Origin of the sequence: Flavobacterium sp. (genome assembly GCF_040402835.1) — a bacterium.
Classification (GTDB): domain Bacteria; phylum Bacteroidota; class Bacteroidia; order Flavobacteriales; family Flavobacteriaceae; genus Flavobacterium.
Window position 1 is genome coordinate 1 of record NZ_JBBALW010000014.1, and the last position, 26,500, is coordinate 26,500.

General features: G+C 33.0%; 23 protein-coding genes. 5 read left to right on the top strand and 18 right to left on the bottom strand.

The features are described from left to right. The 11 genes from AC9UEH_RS06250 to AC9UEH_RS06300 all read right to left on the bottom strand — a co-directional run. On the bottom strand, positions 1-303 hold a 303-nt coding region (locus AC9UEH_RS06250; protein WP_509529687.1), incomplete at its 3' end, for a hypothetical protein. A 490-nt stretch (positions 304-793) separates the two neighbouring features. Further along, positions 794-1,456 carry a ribulose-phosphate 3-epimerase gene (gene rpe / locus AC9UEH_RS06255; RefSeq protein ID WP_509529690.1) on the bottom strand — a complete coding sequence of 221 codons (663 nt, stop codon included), beginning with the start codon at positions 1,454-1,456 and terminating at the stop codon, positions 794-796. Positions 1,457-1,785: 329 nt separating this feature from the next. Then, the gene (locus AC9UEH_RS06260) at positions 1,786-2,649 is read right to left on the bottom strand and encodes a sigma-70 family RNA polymerase sigma factor (protein ID WP_509529693.1); all 864 of its coding nucleotides are present in this window, start codon (positions 2,647-2,649) and stop codon (positions 1,786-1,788) included. 133 nt (positions 2,650-2,782) lie between these two features. Next, positions 2,783-3,490, bottom strand: a complete 708-nt coding sequence (locus AC9UEH_RS06265) for a DUF3291 domain-containing protein (protein ID WP_509529696.1) — start codon at positions 3,488-3,490, stop codon at positions 2,783-2,785. Positions 3,491-3,646: 156 nt separating this feature from the next. Continuing rightward, positions 3,647-4,582, bottom strand: coding sequence for a class I SAM-dependent methyltransferase (locus AC9UEH_RS06270; RefSeq protein ID WP_509529698.1), 936 nt, complete (start codon positions 4,580-4,582; stop codon positions 3,647-3,649). 80 nt (positions 4,583-4,662) lie between these two features. Continuing rightward, positions 4,663-5,142: a sterol desaturase family protein gene (locus AC9UEH_RS06275; protein WP_509529700.1), complete on the bottom strand. Its 480-nt coding sequence runs from the start codon at positions 5,140-5,142 to the stop codon at positions 4,663-4,665. A gap of 1 nt (position 5,143) precedes the next feature. Beyond that, positions 5,144-5,770: a carotenoid biosynthesis protein gene (locus AC9UEH_RS06280; RefSeq protein ID WP_509529703.1), complete on the bottom strand. Its 627-nt coding sequence runs from the start codon at positions 5,768-5,770 to the stop codon at positions 5,144-5,146. Continuing rightward, entirely contained in the window at positions 5,767-7,239 is a 1,473-nt protein-coding gene (crtD, locus tag AC9UEH_RS06285; protein ID WP_509529705.1) for a 1-hydroxycarotenoid 3,4-desaturase CrtD, read from the bottom strand. Before crtD ends, AC9UEH_RS06280 begins: the two co-directional genes overlap by 4 nt. Before the next feature lie 322 nt (positions 7,240-7,561). Then, the gene (locus AC9UEH_RS06290; RefSeq protein ID WP_509529707.1) at positions 7,562-8,803 is read right to left on the bottom strand and encodes a glycosyltransferase; all 1,242 of its coding nucleotides are present in this window, start codon (positions 8,801-8,803) and stop codon (positions 7,562-7,564) included. Positions 8,804-8,893: 90 nt separating this feature from the next. Next, positions 8,894-9,907: a UDP-glucose 4-epimerase GalE gene (gene galE, locus AC9UEH_RS06295; protein WP_509529710.1), complete on the bottom strand. Its 1,014-nt coding sequence runs from the start codon at positions 9,905-9,907 to the stop codon at positions 8,894-8,896. 175 nt (positions 9,908-10,082) lie between these two features. Further along, positions 10,083-11,213 carry a DegT/DnrJ/EryC1/StrS family aminotransferase gene (locus AC9UEH_RS06300; protein ID WP_509529712.1) on the bottom strand — a complete coding sequence of 377 codons (1,131 nt, stop codon included), beginning with the start codon at positions 11,211-11,213 and terminating at the stop codon, positions 10,083-10,085. A 153-nt stretch (positions 11,214-11,366) separates the two neighbouring features. Between AC9UEH_RS06300 and AC9UEH_RS06305 the strand changes: the two genes are divergently transcribed. From AC9UEH_RS06305 to AC9UEH_RS06320, 4 genes are all read left to right on the top strand, one after another. Beyond that, positions 11,367-12,623 (top strand): 3-deoxy-D-manno-octulosonic acid transferase, encoded by a 1,257-nt coding sequence (locus tag AC9UEH_RS06305; protein ID WP_509529714.1) that lies wholly within the window; start codon positions 11,367-11,369, stop codon positions 12,621-12,623. A gap of 19 nt (positions 12,624-12,642) precedes the next feature. Further along, positions 12,643-14,790 (top strand): S46 family peptidase, encoded by a 2,148-nt coding sequence (locus AC9UEH_RS06310; protein ID WP_509529717.1) that lies wholly within the window; start codon positions 12,643-12,645, stop codon positions 14,788-14,790. Between the two features lie 70 nt (positions 14,791-14,860). After that, on the top strand, positions 14,861-15,502 hold the full coding sequence (locus AC9UEH_RS06315) for a flavin reductase family protein (RefSeq protein WP_509529719.1): 642 nt from the start codon (positions 14,861-14,863) through the stop codon (positions 15,500-15,502). Between the two features lie 208 nt (positions 15,503-15,710). Beyond that, the gene (locus AC9UEH_RS06320) at positions 15,711-16,859 is read left to right on the top strand and encodes an 8-amino-7-oxononanoate synthase (RefSeq protein ID WP_509529721.1); all 1,149 of its coding nucleotides are present in this window, start codon (positions 15,711-15,713) and stop codon (positions 16,857-16,859) included. 66 nt (positions 16,860-16,925) lie between these two features. Here AC9UEH_RS06320 and AC9UEH_RS06325 read toward each other — a convergent pair whose 3' ends face one another. Next, positions 16,926-18,833, bottom strand: coding sequence for an ABC-F family ATP-binding cassette domain-containing protein (locus AC9UEH_RS06325; protein WP_509529724.1), 1,908 nt, complete (start codon positions 18,831-18,833; stop codon positions 16,926-16,928). Positions 18,834-18,916: 83 nt separating this feature from the next. Between AC9UEH_RS06325 and AC9UEH_RS06330 the strand changes: the two genes are divergently transcribed. Next, complete coding sequence (locus AC9UEH_RS06330; RefSeq protein WP_509529727.1) at positions 18,917-19,297, top strand: DUF983 domain-containing protein; 381 nt, start codon at positions 18,917-18,919, stop codon at positions 19,295-19,297. 1 nt (position 19,298) lies between these two features. Here AC9UEH_RS06330 and AC9UEH_RS06335 read toward each other — a convergent pair whose 3' ends face one another. From AC9UEH_RS06335 to AC9UEH_RS06360, 6 genes are all read right to left on the bottom strand, one after another. After that, positions 19,299-20,345 carry an NAD(P)/FAD-dependent oxidoreductase gene (locus tag AC9UEH_RS06335; protein ID WP_509529729.1) on the bottom strand — a complete coding sequence of 349 codons (1,047 nt, stop codon included), beginning with the start codon at positions 20,343-20,345 and terminating at the stop codon, positions 19,299-19,301. Between the two features lie 67 nt (positions 20,346-20,412). Beyond that, positions 20,413-21,402 carry a type IX secretion system ring subunit PorN/GldN gene (porN, locus tag AC9UEH_RS06340; protein WP_509529732.1) on the bottom strand — a complete coding sequence of 330 codons (990 nt, stop codon included), beginning with the start codon at positions 21,400-21,402 and terminating at the stop codon, positions 20,413-20,415. Positions 21,403-21,450: 48 nt separating this feature from the next. Further along, a complete protein-coding gene (gene porM / locus AC9UEH_RS06345) occupies positions 21,451-23,004 on the bottom strand; it encodes a type IX secretion system motor protein PorM/GldM (protein WP_509529734.1) in 1,554 nt (517 codons plus the stop codon). Between the two features lie 49 nt (positions 23,005-23,053). After that, positions 23,054-23,698, bottom strand: a complete 645-nt coding sequence (porL, locus tag AC9UEH_RS06350) for a type IX secretion system motor protein PorL/GldL (protein ID WP_509529737.1) — start codon at positions 23,696-23,698, stop codon at positions 23,054-23,056. A 50-nt stretch (positions 23,699-23,748) separates the two neighbouring features. Beyond that, positions 23,749-25,146: a T9SS ring complex lipoprotein PorK/GldK gene (porK, locus tag AC9UEH_RS06355; RefSeq protein ID WP_509529738.1), complete on the bottom strand. Its 1,398-nt coding sequence runs from the start codon at positions 25,144-25,146 to the stop codon at positions 23,749-23,751. Positions 25,147-25,278: 132 nt separating this feature from the next. Next, positions 25,279-26,430, bottom strand: coding sequence for a formimidoylglutamase (locus tag AC9UEH_RS06360; RefSeq protein WP_509529739.1), 1,152 nt, complete (start codon positions 26,428-26,430; stop codon positions 25,279-25,281). Between the last annotated feature and the right edge of the window lie 70 nt (positions 26,431-26,500).

A 26,500-nucleotide genomic window follows, 5' to 3' on the forward strand; every position in this document is an offset into this window, starting at 1 on the left:
TAAAGCGCCAGTCACAGTAATTCGGTTACTCAACACACTTGTACCGGAATGGGCTACAGTAAAGTTTTTGGTGTTTATTGTGTTTGCGCCTGCAAACGTAACAGGACCTGAAAAACGGAGTGTTCCGTCGGTATTGGTTATGGTACCGTTGTTTGTCAAAGTACCGCCGCCGTAGTCAATAGTGACAGCTCCAGTAGTAACAATGCTAGCGCCGCTACTAACGTTGAAGGCTGCTTGAGAAAAGGAACTACTTGCTGATAAAAACAGGAGTGCTGCAATAAAAAATCGAGAGTTTTTTTTCATAATGAAGATTTAAATTTAAAATTGATGTATGGTAATTCTTTTTAATTAATTTTTGATAATTATCGTTTCATTTGAATTGTCTGATTTCCAAAATACTCTTTAAAATGATTAATTGACATGCTTTATTATTTGAATGAAAACCATCTATTTTTTTCAAAACTAAAGCATTTAATATTGGTTTTATAACACAAAGTAATAAGTGGTAACATACAGCAATAAACGGTACTTATTGGTAATAAACGTTCAAATTAAATTTAAAATTTGTTTACGAAGACAATTTTCTAACTAATCATCATCAATAATAAATGATTGGGATTTAGAAGTTTCAATATCCGTACAATAAATAAATTTTTTACAAATCTCAATTTCACGACATTTTCATAACTAAATTGGCTAGAAACTCTGTGATATAGTTTGAGAATAAGACAAATAATTCACAAAAAAAAGTCCAAGATTTCTCTTGGACTTTTTTTATGGATTTAATAAGTAATTAAATCGCAGTCATTTTTTTCAACTTGGCAATGGTTTGTGTTGGGTTTTCGGCTTTGAAAACATAATTTCCAGCTACCAAAACATCGGCACCAGCTTGAACTAATTGTTTGGCATTTTTATTGGTTACGCCGCCGTCAATTTCTATTATGGTTGAAGCACCTTTTCGATTTATTAATGCTTTTAATTTTTCAATTTTTGTGTAGGTATTTTCAATGAAGGATTGCCCGCCAAAACCTGGGTTCACACTCATCAAACAAACCAAATCAATATCATTAATAACATCTTCTAATAAATCAATATTGGTATGTGGATTAAGTGCAACTCCTGCTTTCATTCCTTCGGCTTTTATGGCTTGTAATGTTCTGTGCAAATGAGTGCACGCTTCGTAATGCACGGTTAGAATGTCTGCGCCTAAATCTTTAAACGTTTTTATATATCGGTCGGGATCTACAATCATCAAATGTACGTCGATTGTTTTTTTGGCGTGTTTGGTAATGGCTTCTAAAACGGGCATTCCAAAGGAAATATTTGGAACAAATACGCCGTCCATTACGTCGATATGAAACCAATCGGCTTGACTGTTATTTATCATTTCGATGTCGCGCTGTAAGTTGGCGAAATCGGCAGCAAGTAGGGATGGGGCAATGATTGTATTTTTCATTTTAGTAGTGTTGTTTGTACAAAAATAGTTATTTTAATGCAATTGGCGAAATCACATTGGTTATTGGTACTGATAGTTCGGGAATAATTCGGGATTATTGTTAGGAATTCTGCACGTCTGCGTGAAGGATAGTAGTGGAAATCCCACGTCATTGCGAGGAGGCTCGACGTGGCAATCTCGTGGATTGCAACGGATAGCCTGACCGAGTTTACGGATTGCTTCATTCTTCGCAATGACGCGTTAAACGAGGGCACGCCCCAAAAAAAACTCCGAAAATGATTCCAGAGTTTTGACTTTATGACTTTCGACTTTAAGACTTTATGACTAATCTATCCTAAATATGTTTTCAAGATTTTGCTTCTTGAAGTATGTTTTAATCTGCGGATTGCTTTTTCTTTAATCTGACGAACGCGTTCCCGAGTTAAATCGAAAGTTTCGCCAATTTCTTCTAAAGTCATTGGGTGTTGGTCGCCAAGTCCGAAATACAAACGAACGACGTCGGCTTCTCTTGGGGTTAATGTTTCCAAAGAGCGCTCGATTTCGGTACGTAAAGATTCTTGAATCAAGTTTCTGTCTGGATTTGGGGATTCGCCTGAACGCAAAACGTCGTAAAGGTTAGAATCTTCACCTTCTACAAGTGGCGCATCCATTGACAAGTGACGTCCAGAGTTTTTCATTGACTCTTTTACGTCGTTTACCGTCATGTCTAATTCCTTAGCAATTTCTTCGGCTGTAGGCGGTCTTTCGTTAGATTGCTCTAACAAAGCGTACATTTTATTAATTTTATTTATAGAACCAATTTTATTTAAAGGCAAACGAACGATACGAGATTGTTCCGCCAAAGCTTGCAAAATCGATTGACGAATCCACCAAACGGCGTACGAAATGAATTTGAAACCACGAGTTTCATCAAAACGTTGTGCTGCTTTTATCAAACCTAAATTTCCTTCGTTAATTAAATCGGGAAGTGTAAGTCCTTGATTTTGGTATTGTTTTGCCACAGAAACTACGAAACGTAAATTGGCTTTCGTCAATTTTTCGAGTGCAGCTTGATCTCCGGCTTTAATTTTCTGAGCCAATTCTACCTCTTCATCGGCAGTAATCAAATCTACTTTTCCAATTTCTTGTAAATATTTGTCTAACGATGCCGTTTCACGGTTGGTTACCTGCTTGGTAATTTTTAATTGTCTCATAATTTCTATCCCTTTTTAGGTATTGAGATAGTTATACGTTGGGAGTTGCAAAAAAGTTACAAAATATATAAAAAAGTTTCAACTGTTTCCAAGTAACAATGTTTAGACAAAAATAAGTTTGTATAAAACAGGATTAAAACTCCAAGAAATTGGCAACGTCTTTACCCTTCCATTGCCCTAAAAATTTATAAGGAATAAATCTTGCAAACAGTTCTTCGTTGTACCAGTTTAGTTTTCTGGTAAGTCGTACAACCTCTTTGTGTTTTTCATTTTTATAGGCATAATCAATCATTTCAGCTTGTGTTTTCCAAATGCTTAAGGTAGCTTGTTGGATTAATGGCCATTCGCCAACACCAATAGATAGTGCCAATCCATCGTAATCTTCTAAGCTTTTACTCACATTACCTACTTTTCTCCAAAATGAAATTAATTTTGAAATCCGAATACTGGCTCGTGTTAATACCATAATGGGTTTGTCTATTACCAAAGATGCTGTAGAAATAAAAGGTTGTTTTCCATCCCATTTCCCATGTGCTTCTGCCGCATGTGCAAAAACAGTAAATGATTCAGCACTTTTAGATTTATACTTGTTAAAAAACGGATTTTCTTCAAAAAAAATAGTAGCATGCATCTCTGATTCCCAAATGCATAATAATGCATACGTACCAAAGTTAGGTTTCGAACTAAAACCATTTTCAGCACCTGAACCTAATAATTTATAAAAGACTAATCCTTCTATTTTTTTGAAATGAGCGTGACCTAATTGCATTTGTGAAAATGCCCAAAGTTTGTTGGGGAAAGTTTCCAATTTAAAAAAGGTACAAGTTGTTATTTGACTCATTTTTTTTTAATATTAATTAGTAAGTGTAATAAAGTGTTGAATTTTAAAATATAAAATGTATTGTAATTGTCTGATTTTAAATAGTCTTTACTATATGTAGACTTTTGACTTTACGACATTAAAACTTTCGACTTACTTAGATGATTATAAATTAGATTATTTCTTTTCGACTACTAAGATTTGTATGCCCATGGGAAATATTTTTTCAAATACAAAAAAAGGAGCCGTGATTACTTTTAAAAAAACCAGCATCCAAAAATGATTTGACATAGTACTCGACCAATCGATTCCTTTTTTTTCCATTCTACCAAGCCACCAAAGAGTAAATCCATCAAGTGTTCCGTATCGTAAATGTCTTGAAATTTGCCATTTGTCTTTCTGAAACAAAACCGAAAAGCTTTTTTTAGTTAACAATGAAATGTGCCTTGGACTATGCCAACCTTGCCAATGTGATTTTTGAGTTTTTGCACTAATGCTCTTATAATCGGGTATTTCAATAATAATTTTCCCTCCAGGTTTCAGGCAATTATAGAGTTTTTCAATAGTTTGATGCAAGTTGTAATCGTGCTCTAAATAATGCCAAAGCGTAATTATATCAAATAAATCAGTAGTATTAAAATCTTCAATTGCAATTTTTTTAAGTTCTAAGTTAGGGTATTCTCTACTTTTCCAACCTGAATCTGAAAAATCAATTCCCGTACAGTTTACTTTTGAGTTTTGTTGCAATGAATCCAAAAAACTTGGATTACCGCATCCTACATCTAAAACACAAAGATTTGGTTCGTTCTTTTTAATATATTTTTTTACGAAATTGGCACGCCTCAAATCTAGGTTTTTCTGACTATTAACAACAAAAGAGCTGTATTTCCCCCATGCCGAAGGGCCTTTATAGGGTAGATAATTTTCAGTGTAATACTTCGCTAAATTTTCATTCGAAACAGGATTGATCAAAAATACAGCTTCACAATTAAAACAAATATTAAAAATATAACATTCCTGATTTGGCTCATGCATTAATGCATTTGTAGACCTGTAAAAAGAACTTTCGTTTTTTTTACAAATCGGACAATTGATAGCATTTGTATATTCCATTTAATGGGTTTAATTTTTGTGAAATTTATGAAAAACAGATAGGATAATAGCTTTCGAAACTGCAAATAGCTGCAAATAAATTAGGCATATTGAGTTTTAGATTTTTTTAAAGCATCTTGAATGTATTTTTTCTTAATAATTAACATCCCAAAACTTTCGCCACCTTCTTTTCCGGTGTTTTTGTGATGCATTTTGTGTGCACGACGCAACGCTAAAACATATACATTTTTTGATTTAGTAAAAACTTTGAAACGTTGGTGAATAATTAGGTCGTGTACAAAAAAATAAGCCAAACCATAAAGTAAAATACCAAAACCAACCCAAGTATACCAGGCATATTGGTGCATCATTCCGAACATAATTAGCAACCAACTCGGAACAGCATAAATGATAAAAAACAAATCATTTCTTTCAAACCAACTTTTGTGGTCTTTTTTGTGATGATCCGCATGAAAATACCACATAAAACCATGCATTAGGTATTTGTGATTTGCCCAAGCAGAAAATTCCGTTAGTATAAAAGTTGCTAAAACGATACTTGCATTAATTAGTATTTCCATGTTAAATAAATATAAATAAAGAGGTGAAGAATATAATTTGTAAAATTAATATTATTAAAGAAACTTTACGATTTCCTTTTACAATTGTTGGGTAGAAAAAGTAGGATGTTAAAAAAGCAACTCCAATCCAACCTAAATAATTATGTAAACCTGGTAATCCTCCTTCAAATTGCCAAAAATCGAGTTTTGGCGCTACTTGTTCAATTAGTAAATCAATAAACGTAACTAATATTGCAGCAACAGCCAATGACACTATTTTATTTGCAAAGATACTACTTACTATTCTGATTCCTGCAAAAATGAGCATCGCCCAATTGATAGATATAATCAGAGGAACTTCAAGTAATTTATATCCTAATCCGTCTCCATAGGAATATTTTCCAAAAATTAATCCGGTTTTTACTCCAATTACTTCAACAATAAAACCAAAAAAAGCAATAGAAAAAAAGGCAATTAGGAATTTTTTGTCAGCTAGTGGACTATGAATTAAAAAAACAAAACAAGTAAGTAATAAGGTATAAGGCGTAAAAGGGCCGAAAAAAGTAGGATTGATAACAAATCCAATGGAACCTGAAACATATACTAGAATTAAAAAATATAAAAAATATGATTTGTACTTTTCTTTCATTTTTTCTCTCTTTCTACTATTATTTGACTCGCTATTTTTGCGCTAAAAAGGCATAATGGGATACCTCCACCAGGATGAACGCTTCCGCCTACAAGATACAAATTTTTGATACTTGATGAAAAATTAGCATGTCGCAAAAAAGCGGCAAATTTGTTATTGCTGGAGTTGCCGTAAAGCGATCCGCCGTAAGAAGAAGTTTGGCTTTCTATATTAACGGGACTTAATGTACTTTCTGAAATGATATATTTTTCAATATCAGTTTTCAACATCGAATTAATTTTATCAATAACATTTTTCCGAATAGCAGCCTCATAATTCATACTCTCGCTTTTATTGTGTGGTACATTAACCATTACAAACCAGTTTTCGCAACCGTCTGGCGCATCATTTTTGCAATATTTTGATGTAATATTAATGTAAACCGTTGGGTCGTCAGTTGGAAATTGTTCTGAGAACAAATGATCAAATTCCTTTTTATAATCATCACTGAACAAAATATTATGCAGACCTAACGCCTCAAATTCTTTATTTATTCCCCAATAAAAAACAAATGCACTACTCGATTTTTCTTGTTGAATTAGTTTTTTAGGTGTAAAAGAACTTGGCAATAAATTTTTGTAAAGCACATGAATATCTACATCGCTTGCTACGATATCAAAAGGATAATTTATACCGTTACTTTTAATGGCGGTAATCCGGTTATGAGTTCCCACGTCTAATGTCTCAACGGTTTCGTTATACTTAATTGTTATACCTGCTTCCTTTGCCAATTCAACTAGATGTATTGTAATTTGGTGCATGCCGTTTTTAGGTAAATAAGCCCCAAGATTAAACTCCAGGTGCGAAATCATATTCATTAAAGCTGGTGCTTTGTATGGATTAGAACCATTGTATGTTGCAAATCTATTGAAAAGTTGTACCGTTTTCGGATTAGAAAATGTTTGTGAATTTTTTTCGTTCATCGTGCCGAATAAGCCTAAGAATGGGGAAAATAAGATGCCTTTTAAAGTTTTGAAATTAATAAAATTTTTAAGTTGGTGAAGCGATTGTTTCAAAAATAAATCTTCGGTAGTTTTAAAATAAAAAGCATTGCGCTCAATATGTTTTAAAACAGTTTCTTTTTTTTCATATAATTTTAAATGAACTTCCTCTGCAAATTCTTCTAAATTTGCTGATGCTTTCAATTGCGTTCCATCAGAATAAAAATAGTTAGTAATGACTTCTAATTTCTGGTATTCAAATTGATGTGAGCTTCCTTGTAAATTAGTCAATTCATCTATTAACGAAGGCATTGTTAATAATGATGGACCTTTGTCAAACCGAAATCCATTGAGTTTTATTTCACTCAATTTACCACCAGGATAACTATTTTTTTCAAATACAGTTACTTTAAAACCTTTATTGGCAAGACGAATTGCAAGTGCTAAACCACCAATTCCAGCTCCTATTATACCAACGGTTTTTGTCATTATTAACTGAAAATATTAATAAGCAAAATTAATTTTTTTTTAAAAAGACATTTGTATAACAAAAGTTAAAAAAATCCTATAATAAACAATCAAAAACCATTAATGTTTGAATTTTAAAGTTTTATAAAATAAAGATACCAGCTTGATTACTAATGTAGTACATAATCCAAAAAGTTCGACACTATTTAGGGCATTTTCAGGAATAAGAAAAGAAGTTTTTAGCAAGAATTTTAACTTTAATAAGTTTTAAAATAAATAAACGACCTTCAATCTTATGTTGTAATATCAAAAGTAATTGAACTTAATTATTTGTGGTTTATTCTTATTTATTCTTCTCTTCAATCCATTTGGACATGTATTTAGTACTTTGAAGGGTTTGATGTTGTAACAAGGCACCCATAAAATTATTCAAGCGATGTGGCTTTAGATTATTATTGAGATCCAAAATATATTCTTTAAATTCCCCGATAAAGTTCGATTTCAAATACCGCTTTTCTATAATTTGAATTCCATTTTTTTGAGCTGTATTCCAAAGTGTTTTGTCTTGGTATAAAGAAATTGCTTTCGCAGCAAAATCTGTGGGATTATCCTTTATAAAACCATTCCACGGCAAATCACCATGCATTGATTCTGCACCTATTGAAGTAGTTATACTTGGCGTCCCAAATTGCATCGCTTCCAATAATTTTCCTTTTATTCCAGCTCCAAATCGCAAAGGAGCCAAAACGATTCTTGCTTTTGAAACTACTTCTTGAGCATTATCAGCACGTCCCATAATATGAAAACCTTGTTTTGGTTGGTGCAATTCTAAAACTTTCTGCGAAGGATAGGCTCCATATACAAGTAAATTTGACTCTGGTATTTCTTTTCTAATCAAAGGCCAAATCGTTTCTTTCAAATATTGAACCGCATTCCAATTGGGTTCATGTAAGAAATTTCCGATAATTATAAAATCTTTTCTTTCTTCAAAAGGCAGCCATTTTTGAATGGAATCTGTAGAAACAGGCTCTATTAATAATGGCAAATAATACAATAAAGAAGCATCTATTTTAAAGGTATTTTTCAACAAATCCATTTCAAATTCCGAAACCATTATCGAACAATCACAGCGCAGAATACTAGCAATTTCTCTTTTAGAAATAGCTTCGGTCAACAAATCATTAATCTCAAAATCGCGCATTTCTTTGAAGGCTTTTTGTCGTGACAAACGCAAACAATGCAAATCAATTGTATCTAATATTCTTAATGCATTGGGACAATATTCAGCAACACGCCAACCAAATTGTTCTTCCATCAAAAACCGATCAAAAAGTACGATAGATGGTTTCAACTCTTGAATAAACTCATCAAAACTCGAACAATTCAAGGCAATAGATTTCTTATTAACGCCAATTGATTCCAAATCAATCATAAAATTGCTATCCAAAGCAGGTGTTGCAAAAGTGACACTCCAACCCCATTCCTTAAACAAAAGAAGCATTTGCTCCATTCGAGTTCCCGCTGCAGAAGAATTAGGCTCCGGCCAAACAAAACCAATTATTAAGATATTTTGATTTGTATTCATATATAAATGAATGCTTAATTTATTACTGTTACTGAAAAATCCCAAAACAGAAACACTATTTTGGGATTTATATGTTCTAAATCGAAGTGCTTATGAACGGATTTTTTGTTCCCATTTCCAAGCGCTTGCCATTGCTTCTTCTAATGTTGATTTGGCTTTCCAGCCTAAAACATCGTTGGCCTTGTCGGTGTTGGCATACGCCGAAGTAATATCGCCTTCTCGCTTTTCGACAATTTTGTAAGGCAATTTTTGACCGCTTACTTTTTCGAATGCATGTATCACTTCTAAAACCGAACTTCCCGTTCCAGTTCCAAGATTAAATGTTTCTACTTTTGCTAGATTTTTCTTATTTAACAGGCGTTGCATTGCAATTACGTGGGCTTTCGCTATATCCACAACGTGAATATAATCACGAACAGCAGTTCCGTCTGGCGTAGGGTAATCGTTACCGTAAACAGATAGTTCTTTTCGCAATCCGAAACCTGTTTGCGTAATAAATGGCACTAAATTTTGAGGAACGCCAATTGGCAATTCTCCGATTTCAGCTGTTGGATGCGCTCCAATTGGGTTAAAATAACGCAACAAAATCGCATTGATATTCGTAACTTTCGTAACATCGGTTATGATTTCTTCACCAATTTGCTTGGTATTTCCATAAGGCGACATCGCCGCTTGAATAGATGCATCTTCTGTAATTGGCATTATTTCGGCTTGTCCATAAACCGTGCAAGAAGAACTAAAAATCAAATTCGCATCTTGTTTTTGTTGCAATTCTTGAAGTAAATAAACCAACGTATTGATATTATTTTCATAATACAACAACGGATTTTCGACACTTTCGCCAACTGCTTTTGAAGCCGCAAAGTGAATCACACCCGCAATATCATTGTGCTTTTTAAAGAAATTTTGAACAACCGCTTTTTCTCGTAAATCCAATTTTTCAAAAAGAGGCATTTTTCCAGAAATAGCAGTAATTCCATTTAACACCTCTTCTGATGAATTGGAAAGATTGTCAACAATGACAACTTCAAAACCCTCACTTTGTAGTTCTACAACGGTGTGAGAACCAATGAATCCTAAACCACCTGTTACTAAAATTTTCATACTGTTATTGTTTGGTTGTTACCGACTTTAGCCCTGATTACTTCACTTAATTTTTATTTTCATTTGTATTCAGTGAACTTCGTTTGCAGCGGTATCCAAAGCTTTTGGGCGTGGATTAAGCGAAAAGCAGGACACGAACGAAGAGAACTGGCGAAGCAAATAGCTCCTAAAAAAATTATTTAAAAAATTCTTTAACTGAATCTGTGATAAACTTGATTTGTTCGTCGTCCAATTCGGTGTGCATTGGCAAAGAAATCACTTCTTTTACCAATTGATTGGTCACTGGAAAATCGGCTTCTTTGTATCTTGAATCCAAATAGGCCTTTTGAGAATGCAACGGAATTGGGTAATAAATTGCGCAAGGAATGGCTTTGTCAAGCAAATGTTGCATCAATCCATCTCTGTCGCCGTCGATGATTCTTAGGGTATATTGGTGAAAAACGTGGCAATCGCAAATGTCGCAAATGCTTGGTGCTACAATATTTTTATGTCCTTCAAAAGCTGCAGAATACTTGCGAGCCGCATTTTGACGCGCCGTATTATATTGATTTAATAAAGGTAATTTAGCGTTCAAAACCGCCGCTTGAATACTGTCTAAACGGGAATTTACGCCCACAACATCGTGATGGTACCGAACGTACATTCCGTGATTTACAATTCCTCTAAGTTTGTGCGCCAATGCATCATCATTGGTGAAAATCGCCCCTCCATCTCCATAACAACCTAAATTTTTTGAAGGAAAAAAGGATGTTGAACCCACGTTTCCAATTGTTCCAGCTTTCCTTTTTGTGCCATCAGAAAACTTGCAATTTGCACCAATTGCTTGGGCATTATCTTCAATAACATATAAATTAAATTCTTTTGCAATGCGCATAATCGCTTCCATATTGGCGGCGCGACCGAACAAATGCACGGGAACAATGGCTTTCGTTTTTGGGGTAATTGCTTTTTTAATAGCCTCGATAGAAATGTTCATGTTCACCAAATCCACATCGACTAAAACGGGAGTTAATTGCAATAAAGCAATGACTTCAACAGTTGCAGCAAAAGTAAAATCGGCAGTAATTACCTCATCGCCAGGCTTTAAATCCAAACCCATCATTGCGATTTGCAAGGCATCGGTTCCGTTTGCGCAAGGAATTACGTGTTTTACATCCAGATATTCTTCTAAATTTTTTTGAAATTGCTGAACTTGAGGTCCATTAATATAAGTATTGGTATCTAAAACTTCTTGAATAGAATTATTTACGGTTTCTTTAATAACTTCATATTGCCCTTTCAGGTCAACCATTTGGATTTTTTTCATCAATAAAACAGGTTATAATGTTGATACGTTTGAAGTCAAAAGTTACTAAAAAAGCAAATTTTCTCGAAACGAATTACAAAAATAGTTATTTAATGAGTTATAGCAATGAAAATTCTATAAAGTGATGTATTTTAGCCCCACAAATTACAATCTATGTTGTTTCTATATAATTTAATAGTGGTTTTTACTGATTTTATTTTGAAAATCGCAGCACTTTTCAATCCAAAAATAAAACTTTTTGTAGATGGAAGAAAGTCCGTTTACAAAGTATTATCCAATAAAATCAAGGCTTACGACAAGACGATTTGGTTTCACGCCGCTTCTTTAGGCGAATACGAACAAGGTTTGCCCGTTATGGAACGGATGAAAAGTAGGTTTCCCAACCATCTTATTGTGCTGACATTTTTTTCGCCTTCCGGTTATGAAGTTCGTAAAAATAACACGATTGCAGATGTGACGGTTTATTTGCCGTTGGATACTCAATCCAATGTAGAAAAATTTATGGGAATTGTCCAACCAGATATGGCTTTTTTCATAAAATATGAATATTGGCCAAATTATTTGAATGCGTTGAAAAATCGGGAAACGCCAACCTATTTAATTTCAGGGATTTTTAGAGAAGACCAATTATTTTTCAAATGGTATGGCGGTTTTTACAGAAATGCCCTGAATGCTTTTGAACATTTTTTTGTGCAAAATTCAAAATCAAAAGATCTTTTATTGAAACTTGGAAAATCGAATGTAACAGTTTCTGGCGACACCCGTTTTGATAGAGTTGCCTCGATTTTGAATCGTGATAATGTATTAGAATTTATCGAGGAATTCAAGAATAATTCTTTGACAATTGTTGTTGGAAGTTCTTGGCCAAAAGACGAATCGTTGCTGGTTTTGTATATAAATTCTTCTGAAAATGTGAAGTTTATTATCGCACCACACAATATCAAAACAGAGCAAATTCAAGCTTTGAAGAACAGTATTTCTAAAAAAACAATCTTGTTTTCTGAGGTTGATTTAACAAGTTCAAATCCTATAAATTTAGCGCATTTTGATGTTTTTATAATTGATACTATTGGAATTTTGACGAAGATTTATAGTTATGCTGATATTGCGTATGTAGGCGGTGGTTTTGGAAATCCTGGCGTTCATAATATATTAGAACCTGCAACTTTTGGTGTTCCAATTGTTATTGGGCCCAATTATTCTCATTTTCCAGAAGCAACGGCATTGGTAAATATGGAAGTTTGTATTTGTATTTCAACTCAAGAAGAATTGAATGAAGCTTTTGATAATTTAATTCAAAATCAAGATATTCGCTTTGAAAAAGGTCATATTTGTAGCACTTTCGTTGAAATGAATAAAAATGCAACCGAAATTATAATGAACCATATTGCCCCTAAAAAAACAATCTAAATAAATTAAAAACAAAAAAATGAAACATTTAAAATTACTCCTATTATTATTTGTTGTTCAACTGCAAGCGCAACAAGGCGGAATGTGGATTCCATCTTTATTGCAAGGAATGAACGAAAAAGAGATGAAAAATTTGGGAATGAAAATGACCGCCGCTGATATTTATTCGGTAAATAAATCAAGTTTAAAAGATGCCGTTCCACATTTTAATGGTGGTTGTACCTCAGAAGTAATTTCGCCGAAAGGCTTATTATTAACCAATCATCACTGCGGATTTGATGCCATTCAAAATCATTCTTCTGTAGATCACGATTATTTAACCAATGGTTTTTGGGCTTATAAAATGACAGACGAACTACCAAATGAAGATATGGTGGTGACTTTCATCGTGAAAATTGAAGATGTAACTACAAAAGTTTTGGAAGGCACCGCAAGTTTGACTTCTGAATCAGAAAAACAAAAGAAAATTCAAGATAATATTACTGCTTTGAGTGCTTCATTGCCAAAGGAAAGTTGGCAGGAAAACAAAATCAGAACGTTTTATGAAGGCAATCAATACATGCTTTTTATAACGGAAACATTCAAAGACATTCGATTGGTTGGCGCACCACCATCAGCAATTGGAAAATTTGGTTCTGATACTGATAACTGGGTTTGGCCGAGACATACTGGGGATTTTTCGTTGTTTAGAATCTATGCCGACAAAAATAATCGTCCTGCAAGTTATTCAAAAGATAACGTTCCTTATACTCCAAAACACTTTTTACCTGTTTCATTAGATGGTGTAAAAGAAGACGATTTCACGTTAGTTTTTGGTTATCCAGGAAAAACAAATGAGTATTTACCCGCTGTTGCGATTGCGCAAATTGTAAACGAATTGAATCCTGTAAAAATCGAAATTCGGGATCACGCCTTGAAAGTTGCCGATGGATTTATGAGAAAAGACAATGCCATCAAAATTCAATATGCTTCTAAATATGCAAGTATTGCTAATTATTGGAAGAAATGGATTGGGGAAACTCAAGGATTGAAAAAATCGGATGCTGTTGCAATAAAAAGAAAACAAGAAATTGCCTTTCAGGAAAAAGTTGTAAAAGCAGGAAAACAATCAGAATACGGAAATTTACTTTCTGATTTTGAAAAGAATTATAATGAAATTGCACCTTATGCTTTGGCAAGAGATTATTTTTCGGAAGTGGCTTTAAGAAATACAGAATTATTGAGCATTGGCTATAAATTGTATCAATTAGAGCAAGTTTACAATACGAAAGGGGAACAAGCTTTTACCGATAGAAAAAATAATTTAGTGACTGGTTTGGGCGATTTCTATAAAGATTTCAATCCAAATGTAGATAAAAAGGTCTTTGAGCAATTGATTAATTTATATACTACAAAAGTACCCAAGGAATTTTTGCCTTCTACTTTATCGAATGTAAACGCTGCGGATTTAGCAACAGAAATTTACGGACAATCTAAATTAGTTGCTTATGATGGGCTTAAAACATTCCTTTCTGGCGATTCAAAAACGGTTTTAGCCAACTTAAATTCGGACAAAGGATTTCTTTTAATTAAAAATATGGCTGATACATATCTGAAAGAGGTTGCTCCTAAATATGACGAAATCAATTTGAGAATTACTGCTTTGCAACGTACCTATATGAAAGCGCAATTGGAATTAAATAAAGGTGCGAGAATTTTCCCTGACGCCAATAGCACTTTGAGAGTTACTTATGGAAAAGTGAAAGGATACGCTCCAAAAGACGCGACCTTATATACGCCTGTAACCTATTTAGATGGCGCGATGGAAAAATACATTCCTGGTGATTATGAATTTGATGTTCCAGCGAAGCTGATTGACTTATATAGAAAAAAGGATTACGGTCAATACGGTGAAAACGGAAAAATGCCTGTTTGTTTTATTGGAACCAATCATACTACTGGTGGAAATTCTGGTAGTCCAGCAATTGATGCAAATGGAAACCTAATTGGGTTGAATTTTGATAGAGTTTGGGAAGGAACGATGAGTGATATTTACTACGATCCGAGCATTTGCAGAAATGTTATGGTTGATATTCGATATGTTTTATTCATAATTGATAAATATGCCGGTGCAAATAACTTGATTGAAGAATTAAAATTAGTACATCCAAAAAAAGTAAAGAAATAATTGAAAAAGCGACATTTTGTGTTTAAATTTACTGTTAAATTAATTAAAAGTATTTTTTAAAATAAAATTTATGAATCAAATTACTCGAAACGATATCTCTAAGATGGAAAAAATAGAGCGTCTCAACATCATCAATTCTTGTACGGGTTATAAATCGGCTAATTTAATTGCAACAATTTCAAAAAACGGCATTTCAAATGTAGCTGTTTTTAGCAGCGTCACTCACCTTGGAAGTAATCCGGCACTCATTAGCTTTATAGTTCGCCCCACTGCTGTTCCTAAAGACACCTATAAAAATTTGAAAGATATTGGTTTTTTTACAGTCAATCACATTACTTCAAATATGATTTTTGATGCCCATCACACTTCCGCTAATTATGAAGTTGAAGTTTCCGAATTTGAAAAAACGAATCTTGAGGAAGAATATAAAAAAGAGATAGTTGTACCTTTTGTAAAAGGAAGTCCCGTTCAATTGTATTGCAAATATGTTAATGAGTATTATATTAAAGAAAACGACACAATTCATGTTATTGGGTCTATTGAAGCATTATTTTATGATGAAAATTTAAAAAGTGATGACGGATGGTTACAACTAGATAAAGGAAATGTTGTAGCTATTAATGGTTTAGATGGGTATTGCTTGCCGAAATTAATTGACAGATTTGAGTATGCTCGAACAAATTATACAACAAAATCCACTAAGACAAAGTAGCATTTTCAATTTTTTTAATATCATGAAACAATTCTAGATTTTAGCTCGTTTTTTAGTCTAGCCTAATTATGGTATAAAAATTACTTTTTTATTTTTAATCGTATTTCAATTTTCAACCCCAATATTATAAAAGTATTTAAAAATTACAGAATTTTTTTCTTCTTTAACTTTAAATAGTATTTTAGACAACTATTAATTTGCCATTCATTTGAACACAACGATAACCTACAAAATCTATTCTTCTACTTCAGAATTACCCTCAAATTGGGACGCGTTTTCTGCTAAAAATGTTTTTCTATCCAAGGAATATTTACACATTTTAGAGATTTCGTCACCAGAAAACATGAAATGTAATTTTATTGGTTTGTTTCAAATGGAAGAGTTAGTAGGAATAGCTTTGACACAGTTCATCAATTTAAGTGCCGTGAGTTCTTATGGCGAAAGAGACCATTGCTTAAAAACAATAATTAGAAATTTTGCTTTTAAAAATTTCAGTTCCAATGTTTTGGTTGTAGGCAATAATACTTTAACAGGGCAAAATGCTTTTTGCTTCTCAGAAAATGTACTAGTTTCAGATGTTTTGATTGCTTTAAATAGTGCTGTTCTAGAACTTAAAATGCAAATTCAAATACAGGGAAATAAAGTTCATCTTATCATTTTTAAGGATTTCTCTGAAATGCAAATTTCTTTATTTGACCTTCCAGATTTTAACCCTTATTTTAAATTTTCTACGCAACCCAATATGCTTTTTGAGATAAAAAAACATTGGAATTCTTTTGAAGATTATACAATTAATTTGAACAAAAAATACCGTGACCAATACAAAAGAGCACGAAAAAAAGCGGAAGGAATTACAAAACGGAAATTATCATTAGAAGATATTTCAAATTATAAAAACAGAATTTTTGAATTGTATATGGATGTTGCCAAAAACGCACCTTTCAATACTTTTTTCTTACCCGAAAATCATTTTGGAATTTTCAAAAATGCATTGAAAGAAAAATTCCTATTTTACGGCTATTTTAATGGGGAAACTTTGATTGGTTTCAATACTTTGATAAAGAATGGAAGCGATATTGATACTTATTTTTTGGGTTATGATGAAAAATGCCAACGAGAGAAAATGCTGTATTTGAATATGCTCTACGACATGATTGGCTATTCAATAAATAAAGGGTTCAATCAAATTATATTTGCGAGAACCGCATTAGAAATTAAAAGTTCGGTGGGTGCCAAACCAGAAAAAATGTATGGATTAATGCAACACAGTAATTGGTTTATCAATTTATTTATTGCCAAACTTTTCCGTTATTTTGAGCCAGAAATGATTTGGAAGGAACGAAATCCGTTTAAATAAATGAAATTTATGTCTTGGAGCGGAATTTCCTATACCTCAATTTTGTAAGGCAGTTAGCTCTTAAAACTACAAATTATCGATTTCTTCCTGAGCCACTTCCCAATCAAAAAGCAGCTTTTCTAATTCGGCTTTCTTTTTGTTGTATGCCATGAAAAACGCAGCGTTTTCAGCGTGTTTATCATAGTTTGAAGCAACCATTTTATCGTCGTTTTGAATGTCTTTTTCCAATTGCTTGATTTGAGTTTCAATTTTGCTCAAACGATTGTAAATCGCTTTATTTTTCTTCTGATCTTCGTAGGAAGCTTTGTTATTATCTTTTGGCGCTGCTTGTTTTATGGCGTCTTTTTTCTCGACTTCTCGCATATTTTCCAAGTTGCGTTGCTCCAAGAAATAGTTGACATCACCTAAATATTCCTTAATTTTTTGGTCTTTGAATTCATACACCAAATTCGACATCCCTTGTAGGAAATCCCTGTCGTGAGAAACGAGTAAAAGCGTCCCTTCGTATTTTTGCAAAGCGGCTTTCAGTACGTTTTTGGACTTGATATCCAAGTGATTTGTAGGCTCATCCATAACCAAAACATTGATGGGTTGCAACAATAATTTGCAAAGCGCCAGACGATTTCTCTCGCCTCCAGAGAGAACTTTTACCTTTTTTTCAACATCGTCGCCACGAAATAAAAACGAACCTAACATATCCCGAACTTTGGAACGATTGGTGTCGGTTGCCGCATCTTCCATAGTTTGCAACAAGGTAATTTCGCCATCTAAATACTCTGCTTGATTTTGCGCAAAATAACCAACTTGAACGTTATGACCTAGTTTTATGCTTCCTTGAAATTCAAATTCGTTGACAATTGCTTTGATAAAAGTAGATTTTCCTTGTCCGTTTTGACCAACGAAAGCAATTTTGCTTCCGCGTTCAACCAATAAAGTGATGTCTTTTAGAATGGTATTATCGCCATAACTTTTGGTAACTTTCTCGGCTTCAATAACGACTTTTCCTGGTACTTTTGAAACTGGAAATGAAATATTCATAACGGAATTATCGTCTTCATCGACTTCAATTCGTTCTACTTTATCGAGTTTTTTGATGAGCGATTGTGCCATAGAAGCTTTGGAAGCTTTGGCACGAAATTTTTCGATTAATCGTTCTGTTTCTTCAATTTTCTTGGCTTGATTTTTTTGTGTTGCCAATTGTTTTTCGCGAATTTCATGGCGCAATTCTAAATATTCAGAATACGGCTTATTGAAATCATACGCTTTTCCAAGTGAAATTTCGATGGTTCTGTTCGTTACATTATCCAAAAACATTTTATCGTGCGATACAATTACGACCACACCAACATAATTTCTAAGGAAACTTTCCAACCAAATGATACTTTCGATGTCCAAGTGATTCGTTGGCTCATCTAATAGCAAAACATCATTAGCTTGCAATAATAATTTGGCTAATTCGATTCGCATTCTCCAACCTCCAGAAAAAGTTTCCGTTTGATTGTTGAATACTTCCCGTTTGAAACCTAATCCAAGTAGGATTTTTTCGGTATCACCAACATAATTATAACCACCTAATAAATCGAAACGGTGTGTATAATCTGATAAATCTTCGATGATTTGGCTGTATTCTTCACTTTCATAATCCGTTCTTGTAACCAATAAATGATTAATTTGCTCCAGCTTTTTTTCTACAATTTTAATATCTGTAAATGCTTCATACGCTTCTTCAAGAACGGTTCTTCCTTGTTCAAAATCAATGTCTTGACGAAGAAAACCCATTCTCACTTCTTTTTCTTGAGAAATTACACCAGAATCAGGAGCAAAATCTCGTGCTAAAATTTTCAACATTGTGGACTTTCCTGCACCATTTTTTCCAACGAGTCCAACTCTGTCTCCAGCACCCAAACGGAAGGTCACTTCTTCAAATAAATAAGTACCTCCAAAGGAAACAGATAGATTGTGTATATTAAGCATTTATTATGATTTTTATATAATTGTATGTGTAAATTTGTATACCGAACTGTCTTTTCAAAATCGGAAAATTAAATTTTTTGCAAATGTTAAAAAAAGGATCCAAATTAAATAGTATTTTAACAGGAAGTTGTCCTAAATGTCAGAATGAGAGTATGTATTTGGATAAAAATATGCTTCATTTGACTAAAATTCTTAAAATGAATGAAAATTGCAGTCATTGTGGTTTGAAATATCAAATTGAACCTTCGTTTTTTTATGGTGCAATGTATGTGAGTTACGGATTGAATGTTGCGATTGGAATTGCCGCATTTATTGTTTCTTATGTATTATTTCATGCCAGTTTAAAAATCACATTTATTTCAATTATTGCATCTCTTATTTTATCTTTTCCATTGGTTCTTCGATTATCAAGGAACATCTACATCAATATGTTTGTTTCATATGATGAAGATTTTAAGCAATAAATCAACTTTTTTTGATGAATCTTTTGATGTCAATTTCTTTATCTAATGGCTTTTGATTTTCAATAGATTCGAATAATGCTTTTGCCATTGAAGGCGCGAGCATTACGCCACGTGTTCCAAGTCCGTTGAGAATGTGTAGTCTTTCGTGATTTGAATGCGTTCCAACAAGAGGTTTTCTGTCTCTGACTGTTGGTCGAACTCCTGCAAAGTGTTCAATAATTTCAAATTTGCAGTCTAAAATCTCATTTATTCTAGATAATAACTCCGATTTACCTTCTTCTGTTGGACTATTTGTTTTGTCTTTCCAGTTGTATGTTGCTCCAACTTTGAACAAATGCTTTCCTAATGGCAGAATAAAAACGCTTGTATTGATAATTACATCCAAATCTAAATCGGGTGCTCTTATAATAAATAATTCCCCTTTTGTTCCGTCAAGCGGCAAATGATTAAAATAAGGATTTGAATGCATACCAAATCCCTCTGCGAAGAGAATATGTTTGGCTTTTATGTTTTTATATTCAATGCAATCACTCTGAATTATCAAAGCATTATAATCAAATGTTTCCTGCAATAATTGCTTAGTTTCTTTCAGATAATCGGTATAAGAATCTAATAAAGTTGCCGTATCGACATATCCGGTATGCAATACTTGGCCATAATCAAAAGGCGATTGAATTCCTTTGTATTTTGTGGATAACAAATCTAAAGATAAAAATGGGGCTAAATTTTTATTGTCGGATGCAGCAAACCAATTATTTTGCTCTTCAATAGAAAAAAATTTACGTAAGATTGGAATTTTATAATCTACTTTAATATTTAATTTAAGTTCCAATGCTTGATAGAATTCGTCTAAAAGCTGTAATTGTTCTTGTGCTTGCCAAACTTCGCTAAAACGCTTTAGAATAACAGGATTATACAAACCTCCAGCTATTCTAGACGAGTTTTGAGATTTATTGTCAATTAGCAATAGAGACTTATCTTTTTGCAATGCTTTTTCAGCAAATGCAATTCCTGCGAGTCCCGAACCAACGATTATATAATCTAACATAGTTAATTAAATTAAAAGAAAAAAACTCTTACCTTTCGATAAGAGTTTTTTTAATTATTATTTAAACTTAATAGCTCCACATATCTTGCTCAAAGTCACGGATTTTATCTTTAATCCTATCCGACTCTAATAATTGCATTTGAGCGTTGTCTTTCATGTAGTCTTCAACAGTTCTATCTCCTTGAACATTTTCTTCCTGGTATATAACTCCATTAAACTTTCTGGAGTTTAAAAGGGTGTCAAAATCAATTGGCATTGCTGAATTTCTATTGTTAAATGATTTTGCATCATGAAGAATATCTCGAATTGATGGGAAATAAACCCAAAACAATTCAATAACATCAGGATTTTCTGCATTTCTTTCTTTCGCTTCTGGAGCTACTGGACAAATTCCTAAAAGTCTGTATTTCAATTCACTTTGACGTTTATCAAAATACCAAAACCCTTTAATTTTATAGCCACTTACATCTTGTGCTGTTAACACCTGTGTGTTAATGTATTGAGGATCTAATACTTTAGTTGCAGGAATAGTCGTTGCAGGAGTTACAGAAATAACTTTACCTTTTTTGTCTTTTTTAACCACTTCAGGAACTACCTTAGGCTTATAGTCGTCAAAGTAATTGTTTATTTCATCTATTCCTGCTTGAAGCGTGTCAGTATAAGCAAAGGATGTTGCCATGTCTTTAAGCGACTTTTTCGTATTGAAATAACTATCAGTATATACTTCTTTAATTTTCCCTGATTTAATATTTTTTAATAAAACATCAAATAAAGATCTTCTTTCTTTACCAATATTCGCGGTATCGATTGGATAATACAAAGGAAAATTAATTCTTTCATCTAAATCGATGATTTCCCAGGTTGTTTTCCCCATCAATACATCTCTATCATGAACATAACCATACGCTAATGGTTTATCATTATCAGAAATCAATTGTGAAGGTGATTTCTTACCAATATCCTCAGGAGTCTTAGCATTAAGCAAATTCGACTGCGAATAAGATGAAAAACATCCCACGGTAAAAATAATAATTAGTAAAAAATTTCTCCAATTCATCTTTATGTAATTCTATGTTGTTTAAAAAAAAACATCAAACTTAAAATATTATTGTATTTCGTAAATTACTGGTGACGTTTTACCTGTTACGATATTTGCAGTTACACCAACTATTTTTGTTTTAATATCAGAAATTACAACTTGATCTCCTCTTCCGGCTCTTGCTAAAGCAGCTTTACATTGTGCATTAACTCTGTCACCATTTACAATAACAGCAGCTGTACCGGTAACTTTAAAGGTAAATTGTGTAACTTGAAAAGTAAGGTCGTATAAAAAGTCTGGTAATTTTGCTGAAATTTGAGAAACTTCTAAACGAGATTTAGCTCCCTTAACAACTTCCATTTCTCCTCCAATTGCTCCTTTTGGACCTGGTATATTTTTAATTCTGAATACTTTTTTATCAGAAACTGGTTTTCCGTCAGGAAGTAAAGCGGTAACTGCTACAGTAACTTCATTTCCAGAACCTGGATTAAGATTGTATTGGCCTGGTTTAGCACCTTTAGTCAAACCAGTAGCTGAAGCCTTTACTTTATCATCAGAAATACCAGCAAATGAAATAGTCATCGGATTAGGTAATCCTCTGTAAACAACATTCATTTTATCAGCAGATATGTTAGCTGAATTTGGTCTTGAAACAACAACATAACCCCCTTTAATTGGTAAACTGATTACTTTGCCATTTTCATCAAAATTGAAAGAACCAGTAATATCATGTTCTCCAACTGCACCTGCACCAAATGAGAATTTAGCTTGTCCAGCCTCAGCTTGAACACTAGTTCCATTTACAATTACAGATTTAGCTTTTAACGATGGGTCAAATTTACCTAATATAATTTTTCCAGTAACTGCTTCTCCTTGAAAGAAAACTGTTTTGTCTGGAACAACTATTGGTTGATAAGCAGTTAAAGATGCTGCTGCAACCAAGTCAGATTGGAACATTCCAGTCATAACATCGCTTTCTGTAGCTTTAATATCAGCTTGCAATTGAGTTAATTTAGTAACAGATGCAATAAGTGGGAAATGGTGGTAGTTATAATCTAACCAAGGTAATTTCGCGCCTGCTTTTTCAGAATAAACTGCTTCTGTAGCAAATCTTTTTTCGATTTTTTTCATTTCTACATCAGCGATTGAACTTCCACCAATGGCTTTGATTTTACCTGCATAGGTTTGAATTTTTTCTAAAAATTCTTTACCTTTTTTGGATTCTCTATCACCAGTATAAAACATATTGTCTATGTCATCGCTTTTATCCATTTGTTCACAAGGATAATTTCCTTCTTTGTCTTTAGGAAATTTTTTGGTAACTTCTGTTTTTATACCTTCTATATAATCTGAAAACTCTTTAGATACAGCTCTAATTTTATCAACTTTTGCTTTTTTATCTCCATATTGACCTGGTTGGTCAGTAGCTTTTTGAGCTAATTGTTGAAATGATGATTCATTTCTTGTATCTGTAATAGCGTTTGAACCTTCAATTTTATTATTCAAAATACCAAAAGCTGTTAATACTTCTTTTGACATATTTAATGCTAACATCGCGATGAAAACCAAGTACATTAGGTTAATCATCTTCTGTCTAGGGGTTAATTTTCCTCCTGCCATCTTTTCTAATTAGTTTATTTGTTATTAAATATAGTTTTAAAACTAATTATTATTTGTTACTCATTGCAGAAAGCATACCTCCATAAACATTGTTCAATGAGGACAAGTTTGAAGTTAACGATTGCATTTGATCTTTTAATTTTATGTTGTTTTCAACAACTTCTTCATTAATTTGTGCGTTTTTAGCAGAAGTTTCTAGTTGAATTTTGTACAATCCATTAATAGACTCCATTTGAGAAGCAGCTAAAGTTAATTCTTCGCTGTATTTTTTAGTTGAAGCCAATGATTCAGCTGAAGGTGCAATAGTTTTCGCTGCAGCTTCAAAGTTTTTAATACTGTTCCCTAAACTTACCATTAACTCACCGTCAATTTTAGCTTCTTTTAACATAGCATCTAATTTTTGAGACAAAAGACCTTGTGCTTCTTTAGCATCTTCTTTTTTCCCTGCTTTGTTGCTTGCCATTCCGCCAGCTAATTCTGGATATACTAATGTCCAATCCAATTCATCATCAACTGGTTCAAATGCTGACAAACCAAAAATTAATGCCTCAGTAACAAGACCAATTGTTAACATTAAATTCCCTGTGATAAATCCGAATTCAATGTGTGTTATTTTGAACAACGCTCCTATAATTACTACTGCAGCTCCCATACCATATGCGAAGTTCATTGCTTTTTTGCTTAATAATGCCATAATAAAAAAATTAGTTTAGTTAATGTTTAGTTTAGTTTAATTGTTTGTATTTATTTTTTCTTTGTTAATTTCCCTGTTGTTTGAGTTCCCATATAATCTTGAACCGTTCTGAATCCAATATAACTTCTAGCAGAGTCTGCATATTCAAAATCTCTCGTACTTACTTGCATGAAATAGGCTACATCTTTCCAAGAACCACCTCTTACTACTTTTCTTTTATTTTTAAGATCTTGGACTGAAGGATTTATTGAAGAAACAAATTCATAAGCCGCTGCATCATAAGAAGCATCAGTCCATTCCGAAACGTTTCCTGCCATATTGTATAGACCATAACCGTTAGGATCATAAGATTTGGCTTCTACTGTATACAATGCATTATCTGCAGCATAATCACCTCTACTAGGCTTGAAGTTTGCTAAGAAACAACCCCTGTCGTTTTTAGTGTAAGGTCCTCCCCATGGGTAAGTACCAGATTGCAAACCACCTCTAGCAGCATATTCCCATTCTGATTCTAATGGTAAACGGAATAAATTCACTTGATCTCTTCCTTTTTTGCTTTTAACGTAGGTGTTTTTCTGTAAGGTTCTCCAAGCACAAAAAGCTCTTGATTGCTTCCAGTTAACTCCTACAACAGGATACTGTGCATAGGCTTGGTGCCAAAAATAATCATTGTGCATAGGCTCATTGAAAGAATAAGTAAAATCTTTAACCCATACTGTGGTGTCAGGATAAATTGAATCCTTTGCTTGACGGATAAATTTTTGTCTAGGCGTTCCTTTTTTAGCTTTCGCAGCAGCCTGAATATCCATCCAAGAATAACGGAAAACCAATTTATTGGCATCAATAGTTTTCAAACCGTTATAAGATGCTTTCTCAGGTAAATACATTGAATCCATTACCTCTGAATAAAATTCATCTGGATACTTATTGGATGCTTTAATTAGTTTTATTTTGTGATTTAATTTTTTTACAGCATCTACATCTAATGAATTTTTTTCAAACATATACCTATCATACGGGGTAGCTTTTGGATTTTTTGATGGATCTGCATTATTGTATGCATAGTCTCCAATACTCCCAGTTTTACTAGTTTTTCCTTTACCTTGACTTTCTAATCCTTGTTCCTCAGCTAAATCTGCCAACCGAACTCTTATGGTAGAATCTTTTACCCATTCAACAAATTGACGGTACTCGCTATTGGTAATTTCAGTTTCATCCATATAAAAAGAACGAACGGTTACAGTTTTAGTGGGAGCGTCTTGTACATTTGCTAAATCGTCATCTGATTTACCCATAATAAAAGCACCTCCGGGAATTAATACCATTCCAAAAGGCTTTTCTGGATGCCATTTTTTACCTTTAACTCCAACTAATTCTCCTTTGTCGCTAGAATTGCCACAGCTTGTTAATATAGTTAAAATTGCTATAAATGCAATAAACTTCTTCATATGTGTTTGAATTATGTGTGTGTTTGTGTTTAAGGGCGTAAACCTATTTAATATTTTCATAAAAAACAATTATTTATTATAAAAAATACGGAAATTAACTAAAAACTAATTATTGTAAACTTTAACTATCTGCTAAACAACATTCTTCCTTTGAGCTTTCCACCACCGTTCTGGCATTTCGTTATTACAAGCTACCAAATACTCTTCATAGGAACATGGGAATAACGTATTTCTTTTTAATTTATTGTTTGAATTAGATATAAATGGTATTTCTATCCACCATCTGCCTGTTTTGTTACTTTTGTAAAAAACTAATTCTTCCTGTTCTAATGGTACTATGTATTTAATATAGTTTTCCCTGTTACCAAAAGGATATTCGTTAGATCGGTGATGAAATCCTTCAATAAAATACCATATAATTTGTGAAATTAATACAGATTCTTTTTTTGAGCTATTATGATTAAATATTCCTAAGGATGTAACTTTATCACTAATTCCAGCGTATCTTGACAAGGCACAAATTTCTTTTCCGTTAAATCCATTAGGTGTAAAATTAATAAAATTTCCTGAATCTGAGGATTTTATTGCCCCTAAATCTAAACTTACCAAATCGGCATCTCTAAAAACAGGTTCTGCAATGGCAATAGAATTTGATACATCGCCCAATCGATACGCATCAAAAAATAATTTTTCTACTAAATCTATTTCTTCTTGTGAATTATAATAGGTTTGAAAACCAATATTACAGAAATTAAAAAGATTATTTGGTTCATCAAGTATAATTTTTGTAAGATATGAATCCGATGAAATGGTCTCGCTTTCTTTTCCTAAATCAAATTTGCTGTCTATTGAAACCAAATTTACCATTTGCTCTAATTCATCATACGCACGATACATCGCATACGTCAAATCCTGAGAACCACCGATTACTATTGGTATTATTTTTTTCTTGATTAAATTTGAAACTACTTTTTTCAAAGCAAAATAAGTGTCTTGAACCGAATTTCCAGCTTCAATATCACCCAAATCGGCAATTGAAGCTTCCCAATTTCCTGGATAAAGAGAATACAATTCTTTTCTAATGGAGTTTAAATCCACGTCTGAAATTGCTTGTGAATCACCTCGATTGTCTAAAACGCCAATTATTGCAATTTTAATTTTATTTAAATCCGGGAATTGTTCTTTGGTATGTAGCACCGTTTTACTCCCCAAATGTTGGGAAGACAAACTGCTAATTAGCTCCAGAACTTCTTCGTTTACAGGTTTTAAAAAATCAAACTCCATTTCTTATTTCTTTTTTTCCTCTCCCCAAACCTCTCCAAAGTAGTGGGAGATGAGAAGGAATGTGTTATCG

Bases quoted from the DNA above. Each gene is read 5' to 3' on its own strand.
- rpe (WP_509529690.1), bottom strand. From the start codon at position 1,456: ATGAAAAATACAATCATTGCCCCATCCCTACTTGCTGCCGATTTCGCC.
- AC9UEH_RS06260 (WP_509529693.1), bottom strand. From the start codon at position 2,649: ATGAGACAATTAAAAATTACCAAGCAGGTAACCAACCGTGAAACGGCA.
- AC9UEH_RS06265 (WP_509529696.1), bottom strand. From the start codon at position 3,490: ATGAGTCAAATAACAACTTGTACCTTTTTTAAATTGGAAACTTTCCCC.
- AC9UEH_RS06270 (WP_509529698.1), bottom strand. From the start codon at position 4,582: ATGGAATATACAAATGCTATCAATTGTCCGATTTGTAAAAAAAACGAA.
- AC9UEH_RS06275 (WP_509529700.1), bottom strand. From the start codon at position 5,142: ATGGAAATACTAATTAATGCAAGTATCGTTTTAGCAACTTTTATACTA.
- AC9UEH_RS06280 (WP_509529703.1), bottom strand. From the start codon at position 5,770: ATGAAAGAAAAGTACAAATCATATTTTTTATATTTTTTAATTCTAGTA.
- crtD (WP_509529705.1), bottom strand. From the start codon at position 7,239: ATGACAAAAACCGTTGGTATAATAGGAGCTGGAATTGGTGGTTTAGCA.
- AC9UEH_RS06290 (WP_509529707.1), bottom strand. From the start codon at position 8,803: ATGAATACAAATCAAAATATCTTAATAATTGGTTTTGTTTGGCCGGAG.
- galE (WP_509529710.1), bottom strand. From the start codon at position 9,907: ATGAAAATTTTAGTAACAGGTGGTTTAGGATTCATTGGTTCTCACACC.
- AC9UEH_RS06300 (WP_509529712.1), bottom strand. From the start codon at position 11,213: ATGAAAAAAATCCAAATGGTTGACCTGAAAGGGCAATATGAAGTTATT.
- AC9UEH_RS06305 (WP_509529714.1), top strand. From the start codon at position 11,367: ATGTTGTTTCTATATAATTTAATAGTGGTTTTTACTGATTTTATTTTG.
- AC9UEH_RS06310 (WP_509529717.1), top strand. From the start codon at position 12,643: ATGAAACATTTAAAATTACTCCTATTATTATTTGTTGTTCAACTGCAA.
- AC9UEH_RS06315 (WP_509529719.1), top strand. From the start codon at position 14,861: ATGAATCAAATTACTCGAAACGATATCTCTAAGATGGAAAAAATAGAG.
- AC9UEH_RS06325 (WP_509529724.1), bottom strand. From the start codon at position 18,833: ATGCTTAATATACACAATCTATCTGTTTCCTTTGGAGGTACTTATTTA.
- AC9UEH_RS06330 (WP_509529727.1), top strand. From the start codon at position 18,917: ATGTTAAAAAAAGGATCCAAATTAAATAGTATTTTAACAGGAAGTTGT.
- AC9UEH_RS06335 (WP_509529729.1), bottom strand. From the start codon at position 20,345: ATGTTAGATTATATAATCGTTGGTTCGGGACTCGCAGGAATTGCATTT.
- porN (WP_509529732.1), bottom strand. From the start codon at position 21,402: ATGAATTGGAGAAATTTTTTACTAATTATTATTTTTACCGTGGGATGT.
- porM (WP_509529734.1), bottom strand. From the start codon at position 23,004: ATGGCAGGAGGAAAATTAACCCCTAGACAGAAGATGATTAACCTAATG.
- porL (WP_509529737.1), bottom strand. From the start codon at position 23,698: ATGGCATTATTAAGCAAAAAAGCAATGAACTTCGCATATGGTATGGGA.
- porK (WP_509529738.1), bottom strand. From the start codon at position 25,146: ATGAAGAAGTTTATTGCATTTATAGCAATTTTAACTATATTAACAAGC.
- AC9UEH_RS06360 (WP_509529739.1), bottom strand. From the start codon at position 26,430: ATGGAGTTTGATTTTTTAAAACCTGTAAACGAAGAAGTTCTGGAGCTA.